Here is a 22,776-nt window from a genome sequence, read left to right as displayed (position 1 = left end):
CCACTCTGTTGAGAGTGGGATTTTTCGTTATCGGGTCCATTCGAAGTACTTGCGTGACAAATCCGTGAGCGGGCTGTTGAACAAGCGTTTCCGCCAGTAAAGGTCGGCCACTTTTTTCACGGCCTCGCTTCGCGACGGGTACGGATAAATCATGCGGGACAGCTTGCCGATTTTATCGCCTCGTTGCATCGCATAGACGACGATTTGCATCCAATCCCCGGCCGTCATACCGATGGCGTGACCGCCGATGATTTTGCCGTTCTTGCGCGTGATAATTTTGACGAAACCTGTCTCTTGTCGGTCGGCGACGAAGCGGTCGACCTCGGACAGTTTCGCTTCAAACACCTCGACATCGTCACCATGACGCTCCCGTGCCTCAGCTTCGGTCATGCCGACGTGGAACACTTCCGGTTCCGTGAACGTGATCCACGGCATCTTCGTGTAGTCGACCTTGTTCCAAAGTCCGAACAAGGCGTTGGCCACGACCGCTTTTCCTTCCTCGCCAGCTGCGTGCGTGAACGGTAACGTCTTAATCGTATCGCCAATCGCAAAGATATGAGGTTGTGACGTGCGGTACGTCGACGTGACGTCGACGAATCCGTCTTTGACGTGGACGTGAGCCCGGTCGAGTCGAAGCTCATCGATTCTCGGTTTCCGTCCTGTCGCCACGAGCAGCTTGTCCGCCTCGTACGTGACCGTTTCGCCATCGATTTCGCCGGTGACGTGAACGCGTCCCTCGACTTCCGAGACTTGATTGATGTTGATGCCGATTTTAAGGCGCATCGCCATCTCGAGCTGCGAACGGAGCAACTTGCTCACCGACTCGTCTTCTCGCGGTAAAAACGTATCCTGTGCCTCGAGCACGGTCACTTGGCTACCGAGACGAGCGAACGACTGGGCGAGTTCGAGACCGATCGTCCCGGCCCCGATGACGATGATGCTCTCCGGCAACGTCTCTTCTTCAAACACTTGCTCATTCGTTAAGTATGGCACGTCGTCCAAGCCGTCAATCGGCGGTATGGTCGGTTGCGAGCCGGTCGCGATGACGAATTTCTTCCCAATCAGTAAATCGTCACCGACTTTGAGTTCGTATGGGCTTTGGAACGAGGCCTCGCCGATATACACGTCGACCCCAAGTTTTTCGAAACGTTCCGTCCCATCATGATCTTGAATGATGGCACGGGCACGGTCGACGCGTGCTTTCGTCGTCTGGTAATGGTCGCGGCCGTCAAACTCGGCTCCGAGTACTCGGGCAGCTTGCATCATGCTGCTCGCTTCTTTCGAGGCGGCGATCAGCGCTTTCGACGGGACACAGCCGACGTGAAGACAGTCTCCACCCAGGTGTTTTTTCTTTTCGATTAAAGCGACTTTCGCCCCTAAATTTGCGGCACCGGCCGCGACCGTCATTCCGGCCGCACCCCCACCAATCACAATCAATTGATAATCCTTCATCTCATCAACCTCCGATAGCGTTCACTCACGTCTTGCATCCGTTTCCGGTTCACCCCAAAGTCAGAGTGACCGAGTCGTGATGCCGAGCGGAAGTGAATTTGTTTCGTCTCATCGTCGAATCGAAATTCGACGTCATCCTTAAAGCGCATCAGTTTCGTCGTGACGACATAATGGAGCGTGTCCTCCGTCTCCTTGACGAGCTCGGTCCGAGGCAGTTGCCCCATCACCATCTTGATTGTCTCGCTGCTCTCGGCGCGGTCTCGCCCGTATGAGAGCGGCTCCATGCGTAGCGCTTCGATTGTCGTTTCGGTCGAGACGGCGTTCGGACTACCTGACAATGGCTTCAATGATTTCGTTGCCATGAAAAAAACCTCCCTCATTCTACATACAATTACATGTATCCTGAATTCGGAAGGTTTAACCCTTTTAATGCAGTTCGCTCGGGTCGAGCGGTAAGAGAACGGTCACCGTCGTCCCATGACCGATCTCACTTTCGATGACGAGCTTTCCTTCGTGGGCCTCGATTAACTCCTTAGCAATCGCCAGGCCGAGCCCGCTGCTCCCTTTCGTCACTTGCGCCTGATAGAACATTTCAGTGATGCGTTGCAAGTGTTCCCGTGAAATACCAGGTCCCTCGTCAATAATTGAGATGAACGCGACTCGCTCCGATTGCACGAACCGTACCGTCAACGTCCCACCTTCTGGCGAGAAGCGGATGGCGTTCTCGAGCAAGTTTAAAAACACTTGCTTCAGCCGGTTCTCATCGAACAATCCGATCGACTTTTGCGGATATCGCTCAATGAGCGTAATCTGTTTGTCTTCGAGCGACTGTTTCAATTGAATCGTCACTTTCCGTAACAACGACACGAGATCAAGTTCTTGCCGATACAAGACGAGCCGGCTCTCTTCAATCTTCGTGTAATCGAGCAGCTGCTCGACGAGCCCGATCATCCGCTCCGTCTCCGAATGGATGATGCTCAAACCGAGCTCAGTCTCGTCCGACACTTTCTCGTCCCCGCCTCGAATCGTCTCCGTCCACCCTTTAATCGAAGTGAGCGGTGTCCGCAATTCGTGCGACACGTTGGATAGAAATTCATTCCGCGTCGACTGGTGCTGCTGGACTTTCGCACCTAAATATGTGAGCGTCCGGGCCAGTGCCCCGAGCTCATGTTTTTCATTGGAATAGACTTCAACATCGAAATCACCTTGCGCCATCTCATCGGCCGTCTCAATGATGTCTCGAATCGGTCGCACGAAGCGGTCTGCAATCCGAATGACAGCATAGAGCGCGACCAACCAAATCAAGACGCCAATCATGACGACAGCCATCCAAATCTCGCGAATCAACGTGTCAAGGTCGGCGAGCGGCCGCGTGAAGCTGATGGCGAATTCACTCGTCTCTTCCGTGATGATTGGACTCGTCACCGACAAATAGTGATTCCCATCGGCATCGTAGTCTTGGACGACGGACTCGCCTCGAGCGAGATCTTGCAACTGTTCGGTCGAAAAGGCCGCCTGTTGCGCCCGCTGTCCCGTCGTTTTGATGATTTGACCGGTCCGGTCGACAATCGTCAAATCGGTACCGGGATAGCCGAACGTCCGAACGAGCACCGAGAACGCGCTCGGTGTCTCGAATCCGACTTGCGCCTGTGGATACAGATAGGCGCTCGTCGTCGCATGGCTGAGTAGTGCCTCTGATTCATATTCATAGTAATAGCGGTACGTTCCGTACGACAGGACGCTCACGAGCAAGACGAGCACGAGCGTCATGACGAGCATAATCCGAATGACGAGCTGTTGCTTCATCCGTCATGTCTCCGCCACTTGTACCCATGCCCCCATAGCGTCTCGATATAAGCCGGGTGACTCGGGTCGTCTTCAATCTTTTGACGTAGACGACGGATGTTGACGTCGACCGTCTTTCTGTCCCCGAAGTAATTGATGCCCCAGACGGCATCTAACAGCGCGTCACGCGATAAGACGACTTCCTCGTTTTGGACGAGGTGACAAATCAAATCGTATTCGGTCGGGGTCAAATCAATCGCCTGCCCATACTTCGTCACTTGCTTCGCCGCCAAATCGATGGCGAACGGTCCGGACTTCAACCGTTTCTTTTCTTTACGCTTCACTTTCTCGACACGGCGCAGGAGTGCTTGAATCCGTGCCACAAGCTCACCTGGGCTAAACGGCTTGGCGATATAATCGTCCGCCCCTCTGCCGAGCCCTTCAATCTTATCTTCTTCAAGCGTGCGTGCCGTCAGCATGATGATGCCGACGTTCTCATCTAAGTCGCGGATGGCGGCGCATGCCTCGAATCCATCCATCTCAGGCATCATCACGTCGAGCAAGACGACATCGAACGGCTCACGGTCGAACGCTGTGACCGCTTCGCGACCGTTCGTCGCCTCAAAGACGTCAAATCCGGCTCGTTTTAAATTAACGATGATAAAGCTGCGAATCGCATGCTCATCTTCGGCTACTAATATTCGATTCATATATCCACCTCTTCTGAAGTTCACTACTCTACATTATAGTTACGTTTTTGCGACAAGGTTGTCAATTGACCTCAAATCGTATTAGGATGGAGTCATTAGATTCTGAAGGAGGACTCCTTACCATTATGAGTTACAAGATGATTGTTTTAGATATGGACGATACGCTCCTCACGAGCGACCATACAATTTCCGCCAAGACGAAAGCAGCCTTGCTAGATGTACAAGAACGCGGACATAAAGTCGTGCTCGCGAGCGGTCGCCCGACATACGCGATGTGGGATGCCGCCCGTGAACTCGAACTTGCCAAATATGGTAGCTATATTCTCTCATTCAACGGTGCCTCAATCATCAATTGTGAGACGAATGAAGAAATCTTCTCGAGTACGTTGCTTCCAGAAACGGTCGCCCATCTCCATGATATCAGTGTCCGGGAAGAAATCGCGATTCATACGTACATCGGTAACGAAATCGTAACCGATCAACCGAACCCGTATACTGATATCGAAGGTGAATTGACGGGGATGCCGGTTATCCATGTCGCCGACTTCAAAGAAGCGGTCACGACGCCTGTCGTCAAATGTCTCATGCTCGGTGACGGCGACACGCTCGCTCCAATCGAAACGAAACTGCAAGTCGAACTTGAAGGAAAACTTGCTGTCGCGCGTTCAAAACCGTTTTTCCTTGAGTTCACAGAAGCGGGTGTGACGAAAGGGACGAGCCTCGCCTTCCTCGCCGAACACGTCGGAATTGAGCAAGCCCACGTCATCGCTTGTGGCGACGGGAACAATGACCTCACGATGATTGAATGGGCCGGCCTCGGAGTCGCCATGGGCAACGCCAACACGACGGTCAAAGGCAAAGCCGACTTCATCACGAAATCAAACAACGAAGACGGGATTGCCCACGTCATTGAGACGTTCATGGGAACGGTCCTCGTCGATCGGTAAGTGAACAAACTGGATTGAATCAAGGAGGAATTACGATGAATAAAGGATTGAAACGAGCAGGACTTGGACTGGTCGGTACGGCTGTCGCCGGTGCCGCCTATGTATTTTTGTCCCCGAAACCGACCTCACGTCTCGTTAAGACCTCATTTGCCGGCGGGAACGAAGTGGCCATCAAAGGGTTTGACGAAGTCGTTCAAAAAACATCGGTCCGGAAAGATATCGACTATCATTCAGCCTATGAGAACGGGACGTTCGACTTGATTCGCTATGAAGGCGAGAAACAAATTGTTCCGACCATCTTTTGGGTGCACGGCGGTTCGTTCGTCGGTGGCGACAAGGCCGACGTCTTCAAATATGCGACGTCAATCGCGAGCAACGGCTATAACGTCGTTAGCGTCAACTACGCCCTTGCCCCTGACGTCACGTATCCCGTCCCGCTCCAGCAGCTTGAAGAAGCATACACGTATATCGCGGAAAACAATGACCGCTTCCGTCTCGACCTCGACCGCGTCTTTTTTGCGGGCGATTCGAACGGGGCCCAACTCGTCGCTCAGTTCGTCGGTATTCAATTGAACGACGACTACGCACCATCGGCCGAAGTGAATCAAGTCGTTCCGAAAACGTCGATCCTCGGCACGATTCTCATGTCAGGTCCTTATGACTTGAAACGAAGCATCATCGAGTCATCGAAGGCGGTCAACCGCTTCTTGTTCAAACGGATCGGTTGGGCTTACTTCGGAACGTACAATTGGGAAGACTTGCCGGTCGTCGCGGAAGCGTCGCCGCTCGTGAATATCCCGGCCACGTTCGTTCCGACGTTTATCACCGATGGCAACACCGGTTCGTTCGAAACGCAAGCGAAAGAATTTGCGACGATCCTCTCAGGTCGTGCGGACGTCACGAGCGTCTTTTATGACCGAAACGAGCACACACTCGGCCACGACTACCATTTTGAGATGGATAAGCCGGCAGCCAGTGCAACGTATCGCCGTTTAATCACGTTCTTGCGTGAAACGACGCGTTAACAAATAATCCCCGCCCATCATTGGGCGGGGATTATTTTTGTCAGTTGAGCAATGCGAGCGCGCGGCCAATCAACTCATGCCGCGACGGTGACGTCTCACGTAACGCGTGCAACCGTTCCGTCAACGCCTGTCGAAGCGCATCAGACTCGACGAGCTCCAAACATTCGATGTGGAGCAACCAAGCATCGGGATGATCGGTAAGAATCGTCGGCACGAGCTCATCAATCGACTCGCCTTGCTCCCGCATATTGCGGACCTGATTGAACATCGGGTCATCGTTCGTCCATACTCGGGCGTCACGTTCGATCTGGACCGGCTTCTCCAAGATGACGAGTTCTTCAATCTCGGTACCCGGGAAAATCGACGGCAGCGTATCTTGTCTCACTTCGAGTGTCTCCAGTGTAATCTGTCGTCCTTCGATGGTGACGACGACGTCTTCGAGATGCAACGCCTCTGTCGTCTCGCTGACGACTTGACCGTCTAACCGAATGTCCGCTGTCGCCAACACGTCTTGAAGCGGTCCATCGAGCACGAGCAGGCCATGATTATGCAAGTTCGTCAATTGACCGTGATTGACGTTCACACAGTCGTCCCATTGGATGAGGGCATGGGCCCCGGAGCGTGTCACGTGACGAATCACACCGACGCGGTCCGTCCCGTCTTCCAGTCGGACGGTCGATTGACTGCCCGACGCAAGCGCCTTCTCGAGCGAAGCGATCCCACCTTGGTTGACCGCCATCCGTGACTCGAGTTCGTCTAGCGCATCCTTCAACGCTTCAAAGTCTGGAATGACGAATAACTCGCGTTGCATATTCGTCACGTCTTGTTTCGTCTCAAGGGCGTGCTCCAAATTGAATGGATGCTTCGTGACGGCGTCTGTCAAACAGTGACGGCTCTCTCCGACCGAAGATAACAGGCCTGCCCCGTAGATGAGCGGATTGTCTACATCACCGATGAGACCGAACTCAACCGTCCACCAAAAGATGCGGGCGACTTGTTGTGCTTCAGAGAAGCCGGTCACTTGGGCTTTGGCCGCATGAACAGCCGCTTCGGCGGCTGCAATCTCCTCGTCCGTCGAGTTCGCATTCTCCTTCACGACGGTCAATCGTTTAAGTGCTGCGAACGAGGCATGTTCTTCTCGATTCATGAATGCCCTCGCCCCGAGCTGACCGAACCGCTTCACAATCTGTGAAAATTCAGGATCCATCAACATCGGTGCATGGCCGGCCGCCTCGTGGATGATATCCGGTGCCGGACTGTATAAAATATTCTCGACTTTTCGGATATCGGTCGCGACCGGCAACATCCCGTTGCCTTGGAAATCAAAGAAAGCGACGCCTGGAATGAGACCATCGACTGCGACCGTCGACCAACCGGCCGACCGCATCTCTTCGGTCATCTGTTCGACGTTCGGGAGACGCTCCGGTCCCATCCCCGTCTTTTTCAACCCTTCGATGTAGAACGGGTGGGCCTTCCCTTCAAGCGTGTGCAAGTTCAGTCGTAAGACGAAGCGCCAGACAGCATGATCGGTCGGCGTGTACTCGTCGTAGAACTGTGGCGAAATATGAGGGGCCAAATGGCGTGGAATGATTTGTGTGAGCATGATGTTTCCTCCTTTAGTTGACTGAACGTAAAAAAATCCCTATCGATTCACTCGATAGGGACGACGATGCCGCGGTACCACCCTGATTACTAGACGGACGTCTAGTCACTCTACTCCGATAACGGGGGACCGCTCAACACGTGAGAGCTCGCGAACTGTAATTCGATTCATCCTATGGGCGTGTTCACAGCACCACACGCTCTCTGGGCCAGGGAAGATGTCTCTACTTCGGTTCGGTCATCGCTTTTATACTGTTATACAGTTATGCTTCTATGCACATTCGCTTTTAAGTACTAAAGTATCTTGTTGCTAGTAACGATAACAGACGATTTGGACGCCGTCAACAAAAAAACAGTCCGCATCTGCAGACTGTCACAAACACCAATCGATTTCAGGTTGACCCCACTCACTCAACTTCGCATTCACTTGCGAGAACGGCTTCGATCCGAAAAAGCCGCGATGCGACGAGAGCGGACTCGGGTGGACAGAGGTCAAGACGGCGTGTTGCGGGCCAATAAATTTCTGTTTCTTCTTCGCGTCGTTCCCCCATAAGATGAACACGAGCGGCTCTTCCCGCTGCCCAAGTCGCTCGATGATGGAGTCGGTGAACTGCTCCCATCCCTGTCCCCGATGCGAACCGGCTTTGCCTGCTTCGACCGTGAGCGCGGTGTTGAGCAGCAACACGCCTTGGCGGGCCCATGCTTCTAAATTCCCGCTGGTCGGTACGGGACAGCCGATATCGTCATGCAATTCTTGAAAGATATTTCGAAGCGACGGTGGGAAACGTACACCGTCTTGGACCGAGAAGCTCAGTCCATGCGCTTGGTTTGGCCCATGGTATGGATCTTGTCCGAGAATGACGCATTTGACGTCCTTGAACTTCGTATAGACGAACGCATTCCAAATGTCTTCTCGGGCCGGATATACGGTCGATGACGCATACGCCTCATCAACGAACGCTTTCAAGTTAGTAAAATAAGGCTCGGCCATCTCGGATGCGATGATGTCGCTCCAATCCCCGAGCAGGCGATCTGATAACTGTTCTCCCATGTGTTTCTCCCCTTTCCGTCTTATCATACCCGAATCGATGGCACACAAAAAGGCGAGCCCGATTGGACTCGCCCTTGATCATTATACTGTGACCGCGCCTGCGACTTCTTTCGCAAGTGCTTCGGCTTTCGCTTTTGCGTCAGCAACGATTTCTTCGATTTTGTCTGGGTATTGGTTCATTCCTTCAACTGGAAGTGTCGTCACTTCTGTCACGCCTACGAATGCGAGTGCTTGACGAAGGTATGCGTCTGCGAAGTTGAGGGCTGTACCTGTGTAGATTCCACCCGTACCTTGGATGTGGATCGCTTGTTTGTTCTCGAGAAGGCCGACTGGGCCTTGTTCTGTATAACGGAACGTTTTACCAGCAGTCAATACGCTGTCGAGGAACATTTTCATGCGAGCTGGGAAGAAGAAGTTCCACATCGGTGTTGCGAACACGTACATGTCAGCTTCCATGAATTTCTCAAGCATGCCGTTCATCGTCGCGACTTTAGCCGCTTCGACGTCAGTGAGGGCTTCGCCTGAAGCGAATTTACCCCATGCGCTGAGGACGTCGCCGTCGATTTCTTGAACATCGACATCGTATAATTCGATTGCTTCGACTTCGAGTGACGCATTCTCATTCGTGAGTGTCGTCATGAACGTTTCTGCGACTTGTTTGCTGTATGACAATTCTGTTGGTTTCGGGTTAGCCGATACGTATAATACCTTTTTCATAAATGGGTTCCTCCATAAGTGTGATCTCTATTTTGTAACAACAGTTAGAACTATATCATCTGTATATCTCGCAGTCAATTAGTTTAACTTCAAGATAAATAGTCAAAAAAAACAGGCAGGCGTTATTTGCCTGCCGCGTTATAACCGACTCGTTTCAATAAATCGATTAACTGTTCAGTCTCTTGGTCGCTAAGGGGACCATAGATGTCTTTAAAAATCTCGATGTGCTCTGGATAGACGACGTCCATCAAGCGCTTGCCTTCCTCTGTCAACGAGGCGTATGTGACGCGTCGGTCAGACGGACAAGCCACACGCTCGATTAAGCCACGTTTTTCAAGCTTATCAATCACGTACGTGACGCTTCCGCTCGTAATCAAAATTTGGTCTCCGATTTGCTGGAGCGGGGTATCCCCTCGTTTATACAAGACGGATAAAACACCGAACTCTGTTGAATTCAATTGGTGGCGTCGTAAATCGTCCTTCACACGGTCACTGATCGCGTCCATCGCTCGTGCCAAGACGATCCATGCCTTCAATTCGAGTGATTCAATCATGTCGGTTTCACCTCAATTCGTTCATCATTTACCTTTAGTATAGCAGGACATGAGCAGTATACGGTGGGAAAAACGCTTCGTCAAGAAACTTCTTCGTTGTCGCCCCTGTCTGAAACGTATAGAATGGAATTATTGCGATTTTTAGAAAGGGTGGACGGTATGCGTGAGTATTACGAGATATCATTGACGATTAAACAAGCCTATTTGAGTACGGTCATCGAGTTGTTGAACCGGGAAGGGATCGCCCCAGACTATGCGCTCGAAAAAGAAGGCGCGGTCTTTTTACTATTCAACCACTTGCCATGGCCGAACGTCACGCGCGAACCCCATGCGGTCGAACGCTTTTTATTGACGTTGTCGCGTGAGGACTATTTGTTCGTCAAAACGAAACGTAAGTCCCCCGTCCCGGACCATGAGCCGGTCGCCTGCATGGGTGCATTCGACTCGCCGTTCCATGAACATTTGAAGATTGAACTCGCCGTCGACGAATCAGATGCAAGCCACCTCGATATGTCGGCATTCCGCCATTATTAAACAACACGTCTGTGTTGTTTTTTTTATGACTAGCCTCGCCACAGGACGGGAATAGATGACAATATCTGAATGTGAAAAGGGGAATGTGCTTTGATGGATACAGTCATGTTAATCGTCAACCCGTCGTCGGGGAAAGAGTTAGGGAAAGAACACGCCGCGGCAGCAGAGGAAGTCTTGCGAGAGCGTTACGGAAACGTCGATGTCCGGTTCACGGAGAAAGCAGACGATGCCACACATTTTGCGAAAGAAGCGGCATCGAAACAATATAAAGCTGTCATCGCGATGGGTGGCGACGGAACACTGAACGAGGCCGTAACGGGGCTCGCCGAAGCGGATCATCGTCCTGATTTCGGCATCATCCCGCTCGGTACCGTCAACGATCTCGCACGCGCGCTCGGCGTCCCGAGCGACCCTGCAGATGCCATCGAGGCACTCAAGACGGCGCAACCGACACCGATGGATATCGGCAAATACGAGAACGGCTACTTCATGAACGTCATCGCGATCGGCCTCATCGCCGAGGCTGTCGACGAGGTCAGTGTTGAAGAGAAGACAAAATGGGGCCCGTTCGCCTACTTGATTGAAGGCATCAAAGCGTTCCGTGAGCATAGTCCATACGCCTTGTCGGTCCAAGCCGAAGAGCATACGTTCGATGGAGACGCCTATTTGGTCGTCATCGCCCTCACGAACTCGGTCGGCGGGTTTGAAAACTTTGAACCGGACGCCGAACTGAACGACGGGTTACTTCACGTCTATCTGTTTGAGAACCTCGGCTTTAAAGACGCCATCCAACTCGCGCCGGCCCTCTTCACCGGCAAGTTGAAAGAGACGGACAGCGTCACGTCGTTCACGACGAAACGGGTCCATGTCGACTCGCCAGAATCACTTCCGGTCAATGCCGACGGAGATACGGGCGGTAAACTCCCGCTCACGTTCGAAGTGCTTCCGAGCCACCTCAACGTCTTGAAGCCGATTCAGTAAAATGGGGACTTTTCAGTTCGAGGGCGAAGAAGTATGCCTGAAAGGAGGGGGACTCGATGCCCATCTCTCTCGTCCCATTGAGAGAAGCGTCCGACGCCATCGTCGAGACGTTCAATCGTTGGAATAATGATCCCGCCATCGTCCATTTGATTCGTCCGGCCCGATCCGAAGCCGAACTCGTTGCGGAGCATCAGATGACGGTCGCAGACTTGACGGAACGTCTGGACACGCACGATATTTTCTTGATTTACGACGATGACCGGCTCGTCGGCGAGGTGAACGTCATCTATGACGCCCCGCACTTGTATGACAAAGAACGCGGCAGCGCTTGGCTTGGTCTGGTCATCGGTGAACAGACCGGTCGCGGGAAAGGCGTCGGCACCGCAGCCCTCACGTTACTGGCAGATCGACTTCGTGCCCAAGGTGTGCCACGCATCGAGCTCGGTGTGTTCGGATTCAACGAAGCGGCGCATCGCCTCTATCAAAAGCTCGGTTATCACGAAATTGCCCGTATCGAAGCGTTCACGTACTGGGACGGTCAATTTTGGCCGGATATCCGGATGGAAAAACGATTGGATTGAATAAGGCCTTCCTCGCATCGAGGAAGGCCTTTCGTCAGTTATTTAAATTCTCGACTTCGACGACGCGGAACCCTTTTTGTTCGAGTTTGGCGACAATCTTGTCTTTTGTCTTCTCGTCACAGTCCGGCGGCAACGTGATTAACACGCGACGCAACACCTTGCTCTTGGCATCAAGCGTCATGAGGCTGGCGATTGATGAATATTTGCTGATGACTTTCGTGATTTTCTCGAGCGCCCCTGCCTGCTCACTGAGTGCAATCGTGACGACATAGCTCCCCGTGTCACGGCTCCATGCCTCTTCGAGCATGCCGAGCATCTTCCCGTGTGGCAAAATCCCGTAAAATTCGTTGCTCTCGTCTTTCAAGACCGCGATATACGGAAGTTCTTTGATTGAGAAGAAGACTTTGAAAAAGCCGTCTGACTCGTGAACGTACTTTTGCGTGTTCTTGATGAGTTCCATGACGTTATCGTCTAGGCTCGCCCCACTCATCCCGTGGCGATAAATATGCATTTTATAAATATTACCGCGGAAAAACGTTCCCGTCTCATCGAGCACAGGGACACAACGGTAGCCTGTCTTTTCGAGCGTGTCGAGCGCCTCGCGCAATGTCGCCTTTTCACTGATTGTGACGACATCTTTCTTCGGAATGCATAAGCTATGCACTAACATGCGGTTTTCCTCCTAGCCAAATTGAAAGTGGTCTACACCCTATTCATTACTATTCCCCAAATACGATTGAAATCCTGCCATCAATTTTCAAAACTTATTCCGGTCTGGATGCGACCTCGGGATTTGTCGTAACGCCAAAAAGTCGTTATAGTGAAACTATCCAAACAGACAAAGGGGATTGAACGACTATGACGATGAAAAAAGCTTTAACAATCGCTGGCTCGGACACGAGTGGCGGTGCAGGCATCCAAGCTGACTTGAAAACGATGGAAGAGCTCGGTGTTTACGGCATGACCGCCCTCACGGTCATCGTGGCTCAAGACCCACATAACGCGTGGCACCACGAAGTGTTCCCAATTGACACGACGTTGATCGAGAAACAGATTGATACGGTCCTCGCTGGGATCGGTGTCGATGCCGTCAAGACAGGGATGCTCCCGACTCCAGAGATTATCGAACTCGCTGCCCGTAAAATCAAAGAGTACGGCATTCAAAACGCCGTCGTCGATCCGGTCATGGCATGTAAAGGGGCCGACGAGATTCTCAACCCGGACGTCGCGGTCGCGATGCGCAAGCACCTCGTACCGGTCGCTAAAATCATCACACCAAACTTGTTCGAGGCGCGTATGCTCGCTGGCCTCGATAAGACACCTTCAACGATGGAAGAAATCAAAGAGGCTGCTCGCTTGATCCATGAGCTCGGCGCTGAAATCGTCATCGTCAAAGTCGGTGGCAAGCTCGGCTTCGACACAGCATTTGACGTGCTTTACGACGGCAACGAGTATCGCCTCCTCGAGAGCGAGAAAATCGATCCTGCCTTCACACACGGCGGCGGCTGCACGTTCTCGTCAGCTATCGCGGCGTCACTCGCGAACGGTCATTCAGTCGATGAAGCCATCGAAATCGGAAAAGAGTTCATCACGGAAGCGGTTCGTCACTCGTTCCGCCTCAACCAATATGTTGGGCCAACGAACCATACCGGTTACCGCAAAAAACTAGCAACACAATCATAACGGGTGGCCCGGGACGCATGTCTCGGGTCATCGTTTCCATTGGAGGGAACCGCGTGAAATCAATACAACCTACAACCATCCAGACTTATTTGGACGCGCATGTATCCATGCCGCTCTATGTCCATGTCGAGACGACGAACGGGGCGTATGCGACGCATAACGACCCTGATTTTCATAACGCCGGTATGTTTATCCGCAACGTCGTCATCGAATATAGCATCGGCCAAATCAAGGGCGATGGACCATACCGGGTCGGCTTGAAGCTCGATCACGGTTGGCTTTACGTCGAAGGTTTGACCGACTACGAACAGCACGGAGACCAGCTCCTGCTCGCCGGCCATGACCGTCTCGGACGTCTCGCCTGCGCCTTACACTTAGACATCAAACCGCTCCCACAAGGAGCCTCGGAGGTGGAAAGCCAATGAATGGACCATTACTCGTTATTTTTCCGCATCCCGATGATGAAGCGTTCAGCTCGGCCGGGACGATTATCCAACACCATAAACACGGATTCCCGGTCACGTACGTCTGCCTGACGCTCGGTGAGATGGGCCGCAATATGGGCTCGCCGATTTTCACGACACGTGAAGAGTTGCCGAAAATTCGTAAACATGAGCTCGAGGAAGCGTGTGCCGTCATGGGCATCGACGACCTCCGCATGTGGGGCCTTCGCGACAAAACCGTCGAATTCGAAGACGAAGCGGAACTCGCGGCACGTTTCAGCGCCTTAATCGAGGAAGTACAGCCGGCACGCGTTATCTCCTTCTATCCGGGTTACGCCGTCCACCCTGATCACGAGGCGACGGCACGTGCGGTCGTCCGAGCGTTGCAAGACATCGATGCCTCGAAGCGTCCTGAATTTTTAGGAGTCGCGTTCGACCATCGCACCGACGCCGAACTCGGAAACCCGCACGTCGTCATCGAAGTCGGTCAAGAGAGCGCGGCGAAGCGTGAAGCGTTGCTCGCCCACCGTTCACAGACGGAAGGCCTGTTACGCGCCATCGACAACGCAGAAAACGCCCACGTCATGGAGTTACTCCAACGTGAGCGCTTCTATCACTATCCGTTCTCATGATTCATAGGCAAGGCATGTCACGTACAATAATGTACCGACAGCTCCTAAGCCGATTAACGTTCCCAATACGACAACGATATGTTCCATGTTCTCACCTCTACTTGGTTATACGAACTTGATGGATCATTGGTTTCAAAGCGCATGTGCTGACACGCGCTTTTTTTCTTAGAAGTACAAGAAGTAAATCACAGCCGCCAACACGATGCGATAAATCGCGAACGGCGTCAACTTCACTTTGTTGATCAACTTCAAGAAGAACTTAATCGACAAGAGCGCAAACAAGAACGCGCTAATGAATCCGACAACGAAGACCGGGAGGGTCGCCATCGTAAAGTACTCCCATTTGCTGTAGAGCGACAGCGCACTAGCACCGAACATAATCGGTACGGCCATGATGAATGTAAAATCTGCCGCGGCCCGGTGACTCATCCCTAAGAGGACACCGCCCGAGATGGTCGACCCTGAGCGTGAAAAACCTGGCCAGAGCGAGAAACATTGAATCAAGCCGACACCGAGCGCTTGTTTATACGAAATCTCATCGAGCGTTGCTGTCGTTTGACGCTTCACGCCTGACAAATCCGCGGCAATCATGAAGAATGCTCCGATGACGAGTCCGATTAAGACGGTCTTAATCGAGAACAAGTTCTCATCGATATAGTCTTCAAACAATAGCCCGAGCACGCCTGCCGGGAGCAGCCCGATGAAGATATGTAGCAAGTTCAGTTTCTTTGTCGGCCCGCTGCTACGAATCGCGAGCAATTCCTTCGGATTCAACAACTCCTTGAACCGATTTCGAAATACGACGATGACCGCTAAAATCGAACCGAGCTGAATCACGATCTTAAACGTGTTCGCCACCTCTTGGCCGAGGAAGCTGCTCGAGTTGAGCCACAGGTCGTCCACGAGAATCATATGTCCCGTTGACGATACCGGAGCAAACTCGGTCAGTCCTTCGACGACGCCTAACAAAAAGCCAATAAATAATTCATACCATTCCATTGTTTATCTCCTACTCCAGTATTGTTTCTTATCATACACAACTTTAACCTCACCCGCCCTAGGTCTTGAGGCGTAAAAAAGAGGACGCTTCATGAAGCATCCTCTCTCCGCGCTATGACCGTGACAATCGATTGATGCAGACAAACGATGATCCCGATGAACAAAAAGGCGGCAAAGAGCGTCATACCTGCCCCGGCGGTGAACAACAGACCGAACAGGATGATCCCGCCATGCAACAACATCGAGACGGACGATTCCGTCGTCGCCCTGATTCCGGATGGGACCCGATGATGCAACACACCGAGATAGAGCGGTTCAACAATACCGATGAGACAGGCCATTCCGACCATAATCACGAGACCAATCGGCCCCGGATAGAGCCCGAGAACGACAAAACCAACGCCGATTCCCCAACCGATCCAGCGTAGCCAACACTCGGCCGTGGCGAAGCGTAGCAGCACCGGTGCGACCAACTGTCCCGGTATTTGGATGAGCAGTAGGATCGTTGACATCATCCCGAACCAATAAATCGGAAGCGCGACGTCGCGCGCATACAGTTGCCAGAACTCATCGATAAAATTGAACGCACTAATGGTCACGACAAACAACGACGTCACGATGAACAGTTGCCGATGCTGCCGGATGAAGCGGAAACCGGCCGCGATGTCCGCCCACGTCAAGCGCTCGTCCGACACGACTCGTCTCGGTTCGACAAGGCCAAAACTACATGCTGTCGCGATGAACAAACTGACAATCGACAGCATGTAGTTCAGCTCGAACGGGAAGCGTGTCGCCAGCAGACTACCACTGATGGCAGCGAGAACGGCTGCGACGATTCCAATGACATTCAATCGACCGACCGTGCGTTCAAACGTCTCTGTCTTGCCCGTTTGTTCAAGCGTCTCATACAGCAACGCATTCTCGGCCCCGCTTCGAAACGCCGCTCCAATGCCCGACAAGGCGATGGCGACAGCAAACCCGACAAACGAGAACGACAACAGTAGAACGATAAACGATAGACATTCCAACCCGACCCCGATCTGCATCAGACGTCGATGTTCGAAGCGATCGGCCAACACACCTGTCGGCACTTCAAGCATCACGACGAGGACGGCGTAAAGTATTTCGAGATAGACGACCTCTTGAATCGTGATCGTCCGTGACTCCCAAAACAGACGTTCAATCGTGTAGGCTGGGATAAGCGCATCGAACCAACGGATCCAGCCGAGCAACACAACGTTTCGACCGACTTAACTAGGTGAACGTGCTCGTTTCATCATGCATCTCCTCCTTATTTGTCTATTCCCGCTGGCACAAAAAAAGCCACGGAAAAATTCCGTGGCCTGCACATTATTTAAGCAGATTGAGCATCTCGCGATTGAACGCCGGGATGTCATCCGGTTGTCGGCTCGTCACGAGCTGTTCTTGGCAGACGACGACTTCTTTGTCCGCATACTTCGCTCCAGCGTATTCCATGTCGACTTTAATCGACTTGTAGCCGGTCGCATCGCGGCCTTCGAGCGTCTTCGCCGTAATCAACAGCTGTGGTCCATGGCAGATGGCGAATACCGGCTTTTTCGCGTCCATGAACGCCTTGGCGAACTGGACGAAACGGTCATCTTCGCGTAACAAGTCAGGTGAGAATCCGCCCGGTAAGAGCAGTGCGTCAAAGTCTTCTGGTGAGACGTCGTCGATGGCTTTGTCGATTGTGACCTTCGACTCCCCTTGTTTGCCTTCGACTGTATTCCCAGATTTTTTTTCAATCGTGACAACTTCGTGCCCCGCTTCCACCAATGCGTCGCGTGGACCCGTGAACTCTACGTCTTCAAACATGTCTGTGATTAGCGTTGCTACTTTTGCCATATTGAAACACTCCCTCATTATTTTTATGCACATAGGGAGTGTTCCACACCTAACCGGAGCATAAACATTCAGCGAAACTTGGAGACGTACGGATTCGAGCGTTCAAAGAAACGATACGGATAGTCACGCGCTTCACCCGTGTTAGGAATGCCGATGCGCGGACCGGCCTCGATGTCTGGAATGACGTCCCCTTCGACGATATAGAGCGGTTCATGTTGGAGCGAATGCCCATACAGGTCCATCGTGATCCCGAGCGCTTTCGTCAGCTTGCCGGGACCGTTCGTCTGATCGAACCGTTTGATGCCAGGACGATTCATGTCGATGATGGTTTGTCCTTCAATCGGCTCGATGGCTCGGATGAGTACGGCTTCCGGCGTGCCGACCGGACCGCTCACGACGTTCAAGAGCGTATGCGTGTGCATCTGATACGTATAGACGTGTCCCGGCAATCCGAACATGACCTCGGTCCGATTCGTCCGTCTGCCCCCGAAGCTATGGGCCGCCCGGTCGACGGCACCAAGATACGCTTCGGTCTCGACAATCTTTCCGACGATTTGTCCGTCTAGATGATCGTGGACGAGATAGTGACCGAGCAATGAGCGTGCCAATTCAATCGTCGGTTGCTCGTAAAATGATGGATCGAGTCGTTTCATCGTCATCCCTCCTTCGGTTTATTTTCTCAAATGAAGACGGGGTGACACAAAGAAGATGCCTTTTCTGATCAAAGGGATTTCATGATGAGAGCCGAACTATATGACATACGAGAAAGTGAGGCGAAACAAGGTGGGGTATCTATTAGAGTTAAGACAGACAGTCGGGAGCAGGCCGCTCATCAGTGTCGGGGCGACCATCCTCGTGTTGAATGAATACGGGGAGCTGTTGTTCCAACACCGGTCCGATACGAATGATTGGGGATTGCCCGGGGGATCGATGGAGTTGAATGAGACGTTAGAAGAAGTGGCCGCTCGTGAATTGAATGAAGAGACTGGGCTTGAAACGAATCAATTTGAACTCATCGGTGTCTGTTCGGGGCCGAAGTTTTACTTCAAGTATCCGAACGGGGATGAGACGCACAGTGTCATCAACCTCTTCCATGCCAAACGAGTGCAAGGGACGTTGGCCATGAACGACGGAGAAAGTCTGGACTTGCAGTATTTCTCAAGAGCTGACTTGCCATCGGACATCGAATCGAGGGCTCAGGCGCTCATCGACCAGTTCGGGGATGCGTTATGGCAACTCGAGAACTCTTTTATCTGAGACACTCAAAAACCATCCAGGACAGCTAATTGTCCTGGATGGTTTTTTTGAGTGATTCGATTAAGATGCGATTCGCATCGTCTCACGCTGCTTTCCCAACTTCACGTATCCGAGAATAATCGAGAAAATCGGGCTGAGCCAGAGGAAGAAGGCGAATGGTGCGTATTCAAGCACCGGCACCCCGAGCGTGGCCGCGAAGAACGCACCCGACACGCCCCATGGGATGAGCGGGTTGATGACCGTCCCACCGTCTTCGAGGGCACGTGACAAGTAGCGCGGATCGATGCCGCGATCGATGAACCCTTGCTTGAACGCTTGACCTGGGAGCAAGATTGACAAGTACTGTTCGCCAGCGAGCAAGTTGACGCCAATCGAGCTGAGGACGACCGACAACACCGAGCTGCCTGGTGATTTCAATCGTTCGAGCAACGCATCGACAATCGCTTGGAATACGCCGAGCTCACGGAGCAAGCCACCGAACGCGAGCGCAATCAAGACGAGACTGACCGACCAGAGCATCGACTCGAGTCCGCCACGATCGAGCACAGCTGCAATCGTCTCGTTCTCGACACCCGACTTGAACCCGGCCTGCATGACACCGAACCAGTTTGTGACGTTCCAGTTGCCTTGAACGAAACCAGCCGTCAACACTCCGGCGAACATCCCGACGAGCATCGTCGGCAAGACCGGCATGCGACGGAACGCAAGCACCGCGACGAGAACCGGCGCGAGCAGTGTCAACCATGACAAGTTGAATCGTCCAGCGAGTGCCGCCTGCGCTTCAGCGATTTGCGTCGTATCCGCCGCTTGACCGCTCCGACCGAGAAGCGTGAACAAGACGAGGGTGATGAGGATGGCCGGTACGGTCGTCCCCATCATAAAGCGGATATGGTCGAACAGTTTGACACCAGCCACGGCCGGTGCGAAGTTCGTCGTATCCGATAGCGGACTCATCTTGTCACCGAAGAGTGCACCCGAAACGATGGCCCCGGCCGCGAGCGCCGGAGAGATCCCGAGCGCCATCCCGATTCCGAACAAGGCGACCCCGACCGTACCGACTGTCGTGAAGGCACTACCCGTGAACGACGAGACGATCATCGTGATGAGCAGGACGCTCGGCAAGAACCATTGTGCTGAAATTGTATCTAAACCGATGGAGAGGATTGTCGCCACCGTACCAGACATTTGCCATACGCCAATCAACATCCCGATCAACAGTAAAATCAAGACCGGCATGATGGCTTCACGAATCCCGCTAATCATCGCCGCTTCAATTCGTTTGAAATCACGCGTCCGATAATACGCGTAACCCCCTATTAATACCATTGTGCCAAAGATCGCCATATGTGGCGTCGCTTTGGCCAAAAACATCAGTGCGAGCAGGGAAATACCGCTCATCAGCACGACGAATACAGCCTCTTTTCCTTTCATCTGCATCGACGTCCCCTCCTTTCAGTTCCATTATTTTCTACCTAACCGCTTAAACGCTTTTATGCGCGAAAGTGTTTCAGTGATGTTCTTTACTATACCTGCTTCTCTTTTCCCTGTCAAACGTCTTTTTATGGTAAAGTAAACGCTCGAGGGTGACCTCCGGAGTTCGTAACCTCCTCCGACATCAAAACTAGCGAAAAAGGAAGTGTGCACGTTGCAACACGAAAAAGCATTGGTCGTCTTTAGTGGCGGTCAAGATTCAACCACCTGCCTATTTTGGGCAAAACAACAATTCTCTCATGTGGAAGCGGTGACGTTCGCCTACGGGCAACGCCATGACGCGGAAATCGAGGTCGCAAAAGAGATTGCGGCCGAACTCGATGTCCCGCACCACATCCTCGACTTGTCCTTACTCGGACAACTCACCTCTAACGCGTTGACGAGACATGATCTCGACATCGACAATGCGGACGTCCCAAACACGTTCGTCGATGGACGCAATCACTTATTCTTATCCTTTGCGGCCGTCATGGCCAAACAGCTCGGTATGCATCACATCGTCACCGGCGTATGTGAGACCGACTTCTCAGGTTATCCGGATTGCCGGGACCAGTTCGTCAAATCCTTGAACGTGACGCTCAACTTGGCGATGGACTATCCGTTCGTCATCGATACACCGCTCATGTGGCTCGACAAAAAACAGACGTGGGAACTCGCGGATCAGCTCGGTGCGTTCGATTACGTCAAAGAACGGACGCTCACGTGCTATAACGGCATCCTTGGATCAGGTTGTGGCGAATGCCCGGCTTGCGTACTCCGTCAAAACGGCCTCGCCGCTTATGAGGAGGTGCGCGTATGAAGAACGCTCCATTCCTCGCCCCGACGAGTGTTGAAGCTAAACAAGACGGCTCGCTCATCTACTGTCCGCACCGCGTCCAAATCGTCAAAGAAGTGACATTCGATGCCGCCCATCATTTGTTCGATTACGACGGCAAATGCCGCGCGCTGCACGGACATACGTATAAATTGCAAATGGGCATCAGCGGTTTTCTCGATAACCGTGGCATGACGCTCGACTTTGGTGATTTAAAAGCCATCTTTAAAGAAGAACTCGAACCATACCTCGACCATCGTTATTTGAATGAGTCGTTACCTTATATGAATACGACTGCCGAAAACATGTGCTACTGGATTTTCGAGCAGCTCGCCAAGCACTTGCCTGACGAGCGCGACGTCCGCGTCGAATTCGTCAAACTGTACGAGACGCCGACCTCGTACGCCGAGTTCCGCCGCGAATGGTTGGTGGACTGATGAAAATCCCTGTCCTCGAAGTGTTCGGCCCGACGTTTCAAGGGGAAGGCCGCGCCATCGGGCAAAAGACGATGTTCGTCCGGACCGCCGGTTGCGATTATCGCTGTTCGTGGTGCGACTCCGCCTTCACTTGGGACGGCTCGGAAAAACCTGACATGCTCACAGCCGACGAGGTGATCGAACGGCTCGACGCGCTCGGCGTGTACGACTATGTCACCATCTCGGGCGGCAACCCGCTCCTCATCGCCGCGATGAAAGACTTGGTGACGAAACTGAAGGCGCGTGACGTCAAACTCGCCGTCGAGACGCAAGGCAGTCGCTATCAGGATTGGCTCGCTGACATCGACGACGTGACGCTCAGCCCGAAACCACCGTCTTCCGGCATGACAACCGACTGGGAGAAACTAGACGCCATCGTCGAACGGCTGCGCCCCGAACAAACAACGTTCAAAGTCGCCGTCTTCGACGAGATTGACCTCGCCTATGCGAAATCGGTCCAGATGCGCTACACCCCGGACGTCATGTACTTATCGGCCGGCAATCCTGAGCCCGGTGCGGACGGCGACATCACCGACGCCCAGCTCCGTCGCTTAAAAGAACTGTGGGAAGACGTCGCCCGTGACCCGTCATGGCAAAGCGTCCGTGTCCTGCCGCAGCTGCACACATTACTGTACGCCAACGAACGTGGCGTCTAAGGAGAATAACTATGAGACCAGAAGACTTACAAGACTTGTCGCTCCTCGGACAGAAGAGCGTCCCATACATTTTTGAATACGCACCGGACGTCCTCGAGGCGTTCCCGAACCGTCACCCGGAGAACGACTACTTCGTGAAGTTCAACGCCCCGGAGTTCACGTCACTCTGCCCGATCACGAACCAACCGGACTTCGCGACGATTTACATCTCATACATCCCGGACGAGAAGCTCGTCGAGTCGAAATCGCTCAAGCTGTACTTGTTCAGCTTCCGTAACCACGGCGATTTCCACGAGAACTGCATCAACGTCATCGGGAAAGACCTCGTCAAGTTGATGGAGCCGCGCTACCTCGAAGTGTGGGGCAAGTTCACGCCCCGCGGCGGTATCTCGATCGACCCGTACTACAACTACGGAAAACCGGGCACGAAATACGAAAGAATGGCTGAACATCGTTTGTTCAATCACGACTTGTATCCTGAGACAGTCGACAACCGATAAATTGAAGAAGTAGGCGCTCCCGT

Annotated in this window: 27 protein-coding genes and 1 other annotated feature; of the genes, 13 read left to right on the top strand and 14 right to left on the bottom strand. The window is 52.8% G+C overall.

Annotated features, from left to right (window positions below):
* Positions 1 to 27 precede the first annotated feature (27 nt).
* The 4 genes from M467_RS30975 to M467_RS30960 form a co-directional block, all read right to left on the bottom strand.
* A complete protein-coding gene (locus M467_RS30975; protein ID WP_021068125.1) occupies positions 28 to 1,452 on the bottom strand; it encodes a dihydrolipoyl dehydrogenase family protein in 1,425 nt (474 codons plus the stop codon).
* Positions 1,449 to 1,814: a DUF1499 domain-containing protein gene (locus tag M467_RS30970; protein WP_021068124.1), complete on the bottom strand. Its 366-nt coding sequence runs from the start codon at positions 1,812 to 1,814 to the stop codon at positions 1,449 to 1,451. The genes M467_RS30975 and M467_RS30970 overlap by 4 nt, the downstream gene beginning before the upstream one ends.
* 64 nt (positions 1,815 to 1,878) lie before the next feature.
* Positions 1,879 to 3,258: a sensor histidine kinase gene (locus M467_RS30965; protein ID WP_021068123.1), complete on the bottom strand. Its 1,380-nt coding sequence runs from the start codon at positions 3,256 to 3,258 to the stop codon at positions 1,879 to 1,881.
* Complete coding sequence (locus M467_RS30960; protein WP_021068122.1) at positions 3,255 to 3,947, bottom strand: response regulator transcription factor; 693 nt, start codon at positions 3,945 to 3,947, stop codon at positions 3,255 to 3,257. The genes M467_RS30965 and M467_RS30960 overlap by 4 nt, the downstream gene beginning before the upstream one ends.
* A gap of 125 nt (positions 3,948 to 4,072) precedes the next feature.
* On the opposite strand from M467_RS30960, the gene M467_RS30955 reads away from it, so the two are divergent.
* Both M467_RS30955 and M467_RS30950 read left to right on the top strand, forming a co-directional pair.
* Complete coding sequence (locus M467_RS30955) at positions 4,073 to 4,894, top strand: Cof-type HAD-IIB family hydrolase (RefSeq protein WP_021068121.1); 822 nt, start codon at positions 4,073 to 4,075, stop codon at positions 4,892 to 4,894.
* A 35-nt stretch (positions 4,895 to 4,929) separates the two neighbouring features.
* Positions 4,930 to 5,919 carry an alpha/beta hydrolase gene (locus M467_RS30950; protein ID WP_021068120.1) on the top strand — a complete coding sequence of 330 codons (990 nt, stop codon included), beginning with the start codon at positions 4,930 to 4,932 and terminating at the stop codon, positions 5,917 to 5,919.
* A gap of 40 nt (positions 5,920 to 5,959) precedes the next feature.
* On the opposite strand, the gene M467_RS30945 is transcribed toward M467_RS30950, so the two are convergent.
* The 4 genes from M467_RS30945 to M467_RS30930 all read right to left on the bottom strand — a co-directional run bounded on the left by M467_RS30945 (position 5,960) and on the right by M467_RS30930 (position 9,843).
* Positions 5,960 to 7,522, bottom strand: coding sequence for an aromatic amino acid hydroxylase (locus tag M467_RS30945; RefSeq protein ID WP_021068119.1), 1,563 nt, complete (start codon positions 7,520 to 7,522; stop codon positions 5,960 to 5,962).
* Between the two features lie 53 nt (positions 7,523 to 7,575).
* Positions 7,576 to 7,772: a binding site (T-box leader), on the bottom strand.
* Positions 7,773 to 7,894: 122 nt separating this feature from the next.
* Positions 7,895 to 8,572: a uracil-DNA glycosylase gene (locus tag M467_RS30940; protein ID WP_021068118.1), complete on the bottom strand. Its 678-nt coding sequence runs from the start codon at positions 8,570 to 8,572 to the stop codon at positions 7,895 to 7,897.
* Positions 8,573 to 8,653: 81 nt separating this feature from the next.
* Positions 8,654 to 9,289, bottom strand: a complete 636-nt coding sequence (locus M467_RS30935; RefSeq protein WP_021068117.1) for an FMN-dependent NADH-azoreductase — start codon at positions 9,287 to 9,289, stop codon at positions 8,654 to 8,656.
* Between the two features lie 122 nt (positions 9,290 to 9,411).
* Entirely contained in the window at positions 9,412 to 9,843 is a 432-nt protein-coding gene (locus M467_RS30930; protein WP_021068116.1) for a MarR family winged helix-turn-helix transcriptional regulator, read from the bottom strand.
* A gap of 159 nt (positions 9,844 to 10,002) precedes the next feature.
* On the opposite strand from M467_RS30930, the gene M467_RS30925 reads away from it, so the two are divergent.
* The 3 genes from M467_RS30925 (at position 10,003) to M467_RS30915 (ending at position 11,939) form a co-directional block, all read left to right on the top strand.
* Positions 10,003 to 10,377 (top strand): hypothetical protein, encoded by a 375-nt coding sequence (locus M467_RS30925; protein ID WP_021068115.1) that lies wholly within the window; start codon positions 10,003 to 10,005, stop codon positions 10,375 to 10,377.
* Between the two features lie 93 nt (positions 10,378 to 10,470).
* Entirely contained in the window at positions 10,471 to 11,358 is an 888-nt protein-coding gene (locus tag M467_RS30920) for a diacylglycerol/lipid kinase family protein (RefSeq protein ID WP_021068114.1), read from the top strand.
* 56 nt (positions 11,359 to 11,414) lie between these two features.
* A complete protein-coding gene (locus M467_RS30915; RefSeq protein ID WP_021068113.1) occupies positions 11,415 to 11,939 on the top strand; it encodes a GNAT family N-acetyltransferase in 525 nt (174 codons plus the stop codon).
* 34 nt (positions 11,940 to 11,973) lie between these two features.
* Here the strand turns inward: M467_RS30915 and cbpA are convergent, their stop codons facing one another.
* Positions 11,974 to 12,609, bottom strand: a complete 636-nt coding sequence (gene cbpA / locus M467_RS30910; protein WP_021068112.1) for a cyclic di-AMP binding protein CbpA — start codon at positions 12,607 to 12,609, stop codon at positions 11,974 to 11,976.
* A 188-nt stretch (positions 12,610 to 12,797) separates the two neighbouring features.
* On the opposite strand from cbpA, the gene pdxK reads away from it, so the two are divergent.
* The 3 genes from pdxK to bshB2 are packed head-to-tail and all read left to right on the top strand — an operon-like array spanning position 12,798 to position 14,697.
* Positions 12,798 to 13,622 carry a pyridoxine/pyridoxal/pyridoxamine kinase gene (gene pdxK, locus M467_RS30905; protein WP_021068111.1) on the top strand — a complete coding sequence of 275 codons (825 nt, stop codon included), beginning with the start codon at positions 12,798 to 12,800 and terminating at the stop codon, positions 13,620 to 13,622.
* A 53-nt stretch (positions 13,623 to 13,675) separates the two neighbouring features.
* Positions 13,676 to 14,047 (top strand): YojF family protein, encoded by a 372-nt coding sequence (locus M467_RS30900; protein ID WP_029596267.1) that lies wholly within the window; start codon positions 13,676 to 13,678, stop codon positions 14,045 to 14,047.
* Positions 14,044 to 14,697: a bacillithiol biosynthesis deacetylase BshB2 gene (gene bshB2 / locus M467_RS30895; RefSeq protein WP_021068109.1), complete on the top strand. Its 654-nt coding sequence runs from the start codon at positions 14,044 to 14,046 to the stop codon at positions 14,695 to 14,697. Before M467_RS30900 ends, bshB2 begins: the two co-directional genes overlap by 4 nt.
* A 165-nt stretch (positions 14,698 to 14,862) precedes the next feature.
* On the opposite strand, the gene M467_RS30890 is transcribed toward bshB2, so the two are convergent.
* From M467_RS30890 to M467_RS30875, 4 genes are all read right to left on the bottom strand, one after another.
* On the bottom strand, positions 14,863 to 15,696 hold the full coding sequence (locus M467_RS30890) for an undecaprenyl-diphosphate phosphatase (protein WP_021068108.1): 834 nt from the start codon (positions 15,694 to 15,696) through the stop codon (positions 14,863 to 14,865).
* Positions 15,697 to 15,785: 89 nt separating this feature from the next.
* On the bottom strand, positions 15,786 to 16,928 hold the full coding sequence (locus tag M467_RS30885) for an MFS transporter (protein ID WP_235045195.1): 1,143 nt from the start codon (positions 16,926 to 16,928) through the stop codon (positions 15,786 to 15,788).
* Positions 16,929 to 17,046: 118 nt separating this feature from the next.
* A complete protein-coding gene (locus M467_RS30880; protein ID WP_021068106.1) occupies positions 17,047 to 17,559 on the bottom strand; it encodes a type 1 glutamine amidotransferase domain-containing protein in 513 nt (170 codons plus the stop codon).
* Between the two features lie 68 nt (positions 17,560 to 17,627).
* Positions 17,628 to 18,218 carry a DNA-3-methyladenine glycosylase gene (locus M467_RS30875; protein ID WP_031200467.1) on the bottom strand — a complete coding sequence of 197 codons (591 nt, stop codon included), beginning with the start codon at positions 18,216 to 18,218 and terminating at the stop codon, positions 17,628 to 17,630.
* 124 nt (positions 18,219 to 18,342) lie between these two features.
* Here M467_RS30875 and M467_RS30870 point away from each other — a divergent pair, with 124 nt between their 5' ends.
* On the top strand, positions 18,343 to 18,816 hold the full coding sequence (locus M467_RS30870) for an NUDIX hydrolase (protein ID WP_031200465.1): 474 nt from the start codon (positions 18,343 to 18,345) through the stop codon (positions 18,814 to 18,816).
* Between the two features lie 60 nt (positions 18,817 to 18,876).
* Here M467_RS30870 and nhaC read toward each other — a convergent pair whose 3' ends face one another.
* Entirely contained in the window at positions 18,877 to 20,253 is a 1,377-nt protein-coding gene (nhaC, locus tag M467_RS30865; RefSeq protein ID WP_021068103.1) for a Na+/H+ antiporter NhaC, read from the bottom strand.
* 208 nt (positions 20,254 to 20,461) lie between these two features.
* Between nhaC and queC the strand changes: the two genes are divergently transcribed.
* The 4 genes from queC to queF are packed head-to-tail and all read left to right on the top strand — an operon-like array spanning position 20,462 to position 22,753.
* Complete coding sequence (queC, locus tag M467_RS30860; RefSeq protein ID WP_021068102.1) at positions 20,462 to 21,106, top strand: 7-cyano-7-deazaguanine synthase QueC; 645 nt, start codon at positions 20,462 to 20,464, stop codon at positions 21,104 to 21,106.
* The gene (gene queD, locus M467_RS30855; RefSeq protein ID WP_021068101.1) at positions 21,103 to 21,558 is read left to right on the top strand and encodes a 6-carboxytetrahydropterin synthase QueD; all 456 of its coding nucleotides are present in this window, start codon (positions 21,103 to 21,105) and stop codon (positions 21,556 to 21,558) included. Before queC ends, queD begins: the two co-directional genes overlap by 4 nt.
* Positions 21,558 to 22,253, top strand: coding sequence for a 7-carboxy-7-deazaguanine synthase QueE (gene queE, locus M467_RS30850; protein WP_021068100.1), 696 nt, complete (start codon positions 21,558 to 21,560; stop codon positions 22,251 to 22,253). The genes queD and queE overlap by 1 nt, the downstream gene beginning before the upstream one ends.
* A gap of 11 nt (positions 22,254 to 22,264) precedes the next feature.
* Entirely contained in the window at positions 22,265 to 22,753 is a 489-nt protein-coding gene (gene queF / locus M467_RS30845) for a preQ(1) synthase (RefSeq protein WP_021068099.1), read from the top strand.
* Positions 22,754 to 22,776: the final 23 nt, after the last annotated feature.

Source organism: Exiguobacterium chiriqhucha RW-2 (genome assembly GCF_000416965.1).
GTDB classification, from domain to species: Bacteria; Bacillota; Bacilli; order Exiguobacteriales; family Exiguobacteriaceae; genus Exiguobacterium; species Exiguobacterium chiriqhucha.
This window is presented reverse-complemented; position numbering and strand designations above follow the sequence as displayed.

Excerpts from the sequence above, each read along its gene's own strand:
- M467_RS30875 (WP_031200467.1), bottom strand. The coding sequence starts at position 18,218 with ATGACGATGAAACGACTCGATCCATCATTTTACGAGCAACCGACGATT.
- nhaC (WP_021068103.1), bottom strand. The coding sequence starts at position 20,253 with ATGCAGATGAAAGGAAAAGAGGCTGTATTCGTCGTGCTGATGAGCGGT.
- queD (WP_021068101.1), top strand. The coding sequence starts at position 21,103 with ATGAAGAACGCTCCATTCCTCGCCCCGACGAGTGTTGAAGCTAAACAA.
- M467_RS30915 (WP_021068113.1), top strand. The coding sequence starts at position 11,415 with ATGCCCATCTCTCTCGTCCCATTGAGAGAAGCGTCCGACGCCATCGTC.
- M467_RS30960 (WP_021068122.1), bottom strand. The coding sequence starts at position 3,947 with ATGAATCGAATATTAGTAGCCGAAGATGAGCATGCGATTCGCAGCTTT.
- M467_RS30925 (WP_021068115.1), top strand. The coding sequence starts at position 10,003 with ATGCGTGAGTATTACGAGATATCATTGACGATTAAACAAGCCTATTTG.
- M467_RS30975 (WP_021068125.1), bottom strand. The coding sequence starts at position 1,452 with ATGAAGGATTATCAATTGATTGTGATTGGTGGGGGTGCGGCCGGAATG.
- pdxK (WP_021068111.1), top strand. The coding sequence starts at position 12,798 with ATGACGATGAAAAAAGCTTTAACAATCGCTGGCTCGGACACGAGTGGC.
- M467_RS30955 (WP_021068121.1), top strand. The coding sequence starts at position 4,073 with ATGAGTTACAAGATGATTGTTTTAGATATGGACGATACGCTCCTCACG.
- M467_RS30965 (WP_021068123.1), bottom strand. The coding sequence starts at position 3,258 with ATGAAGCAACAGCTCGTCATTCGGATTATGCTCGTCATGACGCTCGTG.
- M467_RS30970 (WP_021068124.1), bottom strand. The coding sequence starts at position 1,814 with ATGGCAACGAAATCATTGAAGCCATTGTCAGGTAGTCCGAACGCCGTC.
- queE (WP_021068100.1), top strand. The coding sequence starts at position 21,558 with ATGAAAATCCCTGTCCTCGAAGTGTTCGGCCCGACGTTTCAAGGGGAA.
- M467_RS30940 (WP_021068118.1), bottom strand. The coding sequence starts at position 8,572 with ATGGGAGAACAGTTATCAGATCGCCTGCTCGGGGATTGGAGCGACATC.
- cbpA (WP_021068112.1), bottom strand. The coding sequence starts at position 12,609 with ATGTTAGTGCATAGCTTATGCATTCCGAAGAAAGATGTCGTCACAATC.
- M467_RS30950 (WP_021068120.1), top strand. The coding sequence starts at position 4,930 with ATGAATAAAGGATTGAAACGAGCAGGACTTGGACTGGTCGGTACGGCT.
- M467_RS30930 (WP_021068116.1), bottom strand. The coding sequence starts at position 9,843 with ATGATTGAATCACTCGAATTGAAGGCATGGATCGTCTTGGCACGAGCG.
- M467_RS30920 (WP_021068114.1), top strand. The coding sequence starts at position 10,471 with ATGGATACAGTCATGTTAATCGTCAACCCGTCGTCGGGGAAAGAGTTA.
- queF (WP_021068099.1), top strand. The coding sequence starts at position 22,265 with ATGAGACCAGAAGACTTACAAGACTTGTCGCTCCTCGGACAGAAGAGC.
- M467_RS30890 (WP_021068108.1), bottom strand. The coding sequence starts at position 15,696 with ATGGAATGGTATGAATTATTTATTGGCTTTTTGTTAGGCGTCGTCGAA.
- M467_RS30945 (WP_021068119.1), bottom strand. The coding sequence starts at position 7,522 with ATGCTCACACAAATCATTCCACGCCATTTGGCCCCTCATATTTCGCCA.
- bshB2 (WP_021068109.1), top strand. The coding sequence starts at position 14,044 with ATGAATGGACCATTACTCGTTATTTTTCCGCATCCCGATGATGAAGCG.
- M467_RS30935 (WP_021068117.1), bottom strand. The coding sequence starts at position 9,289 with ATGAAAAAGGTATTATACGTATCGGCTAACCCGAAACCAACAGAATTG.
- M467_RS30880 (WP_021068106.1), bottom strand. The coding sequence starts at position 17,559 with ATGGCAAAAGTAGCAACGCTAATCACAGACATGTTTGAAGACGTAGAG.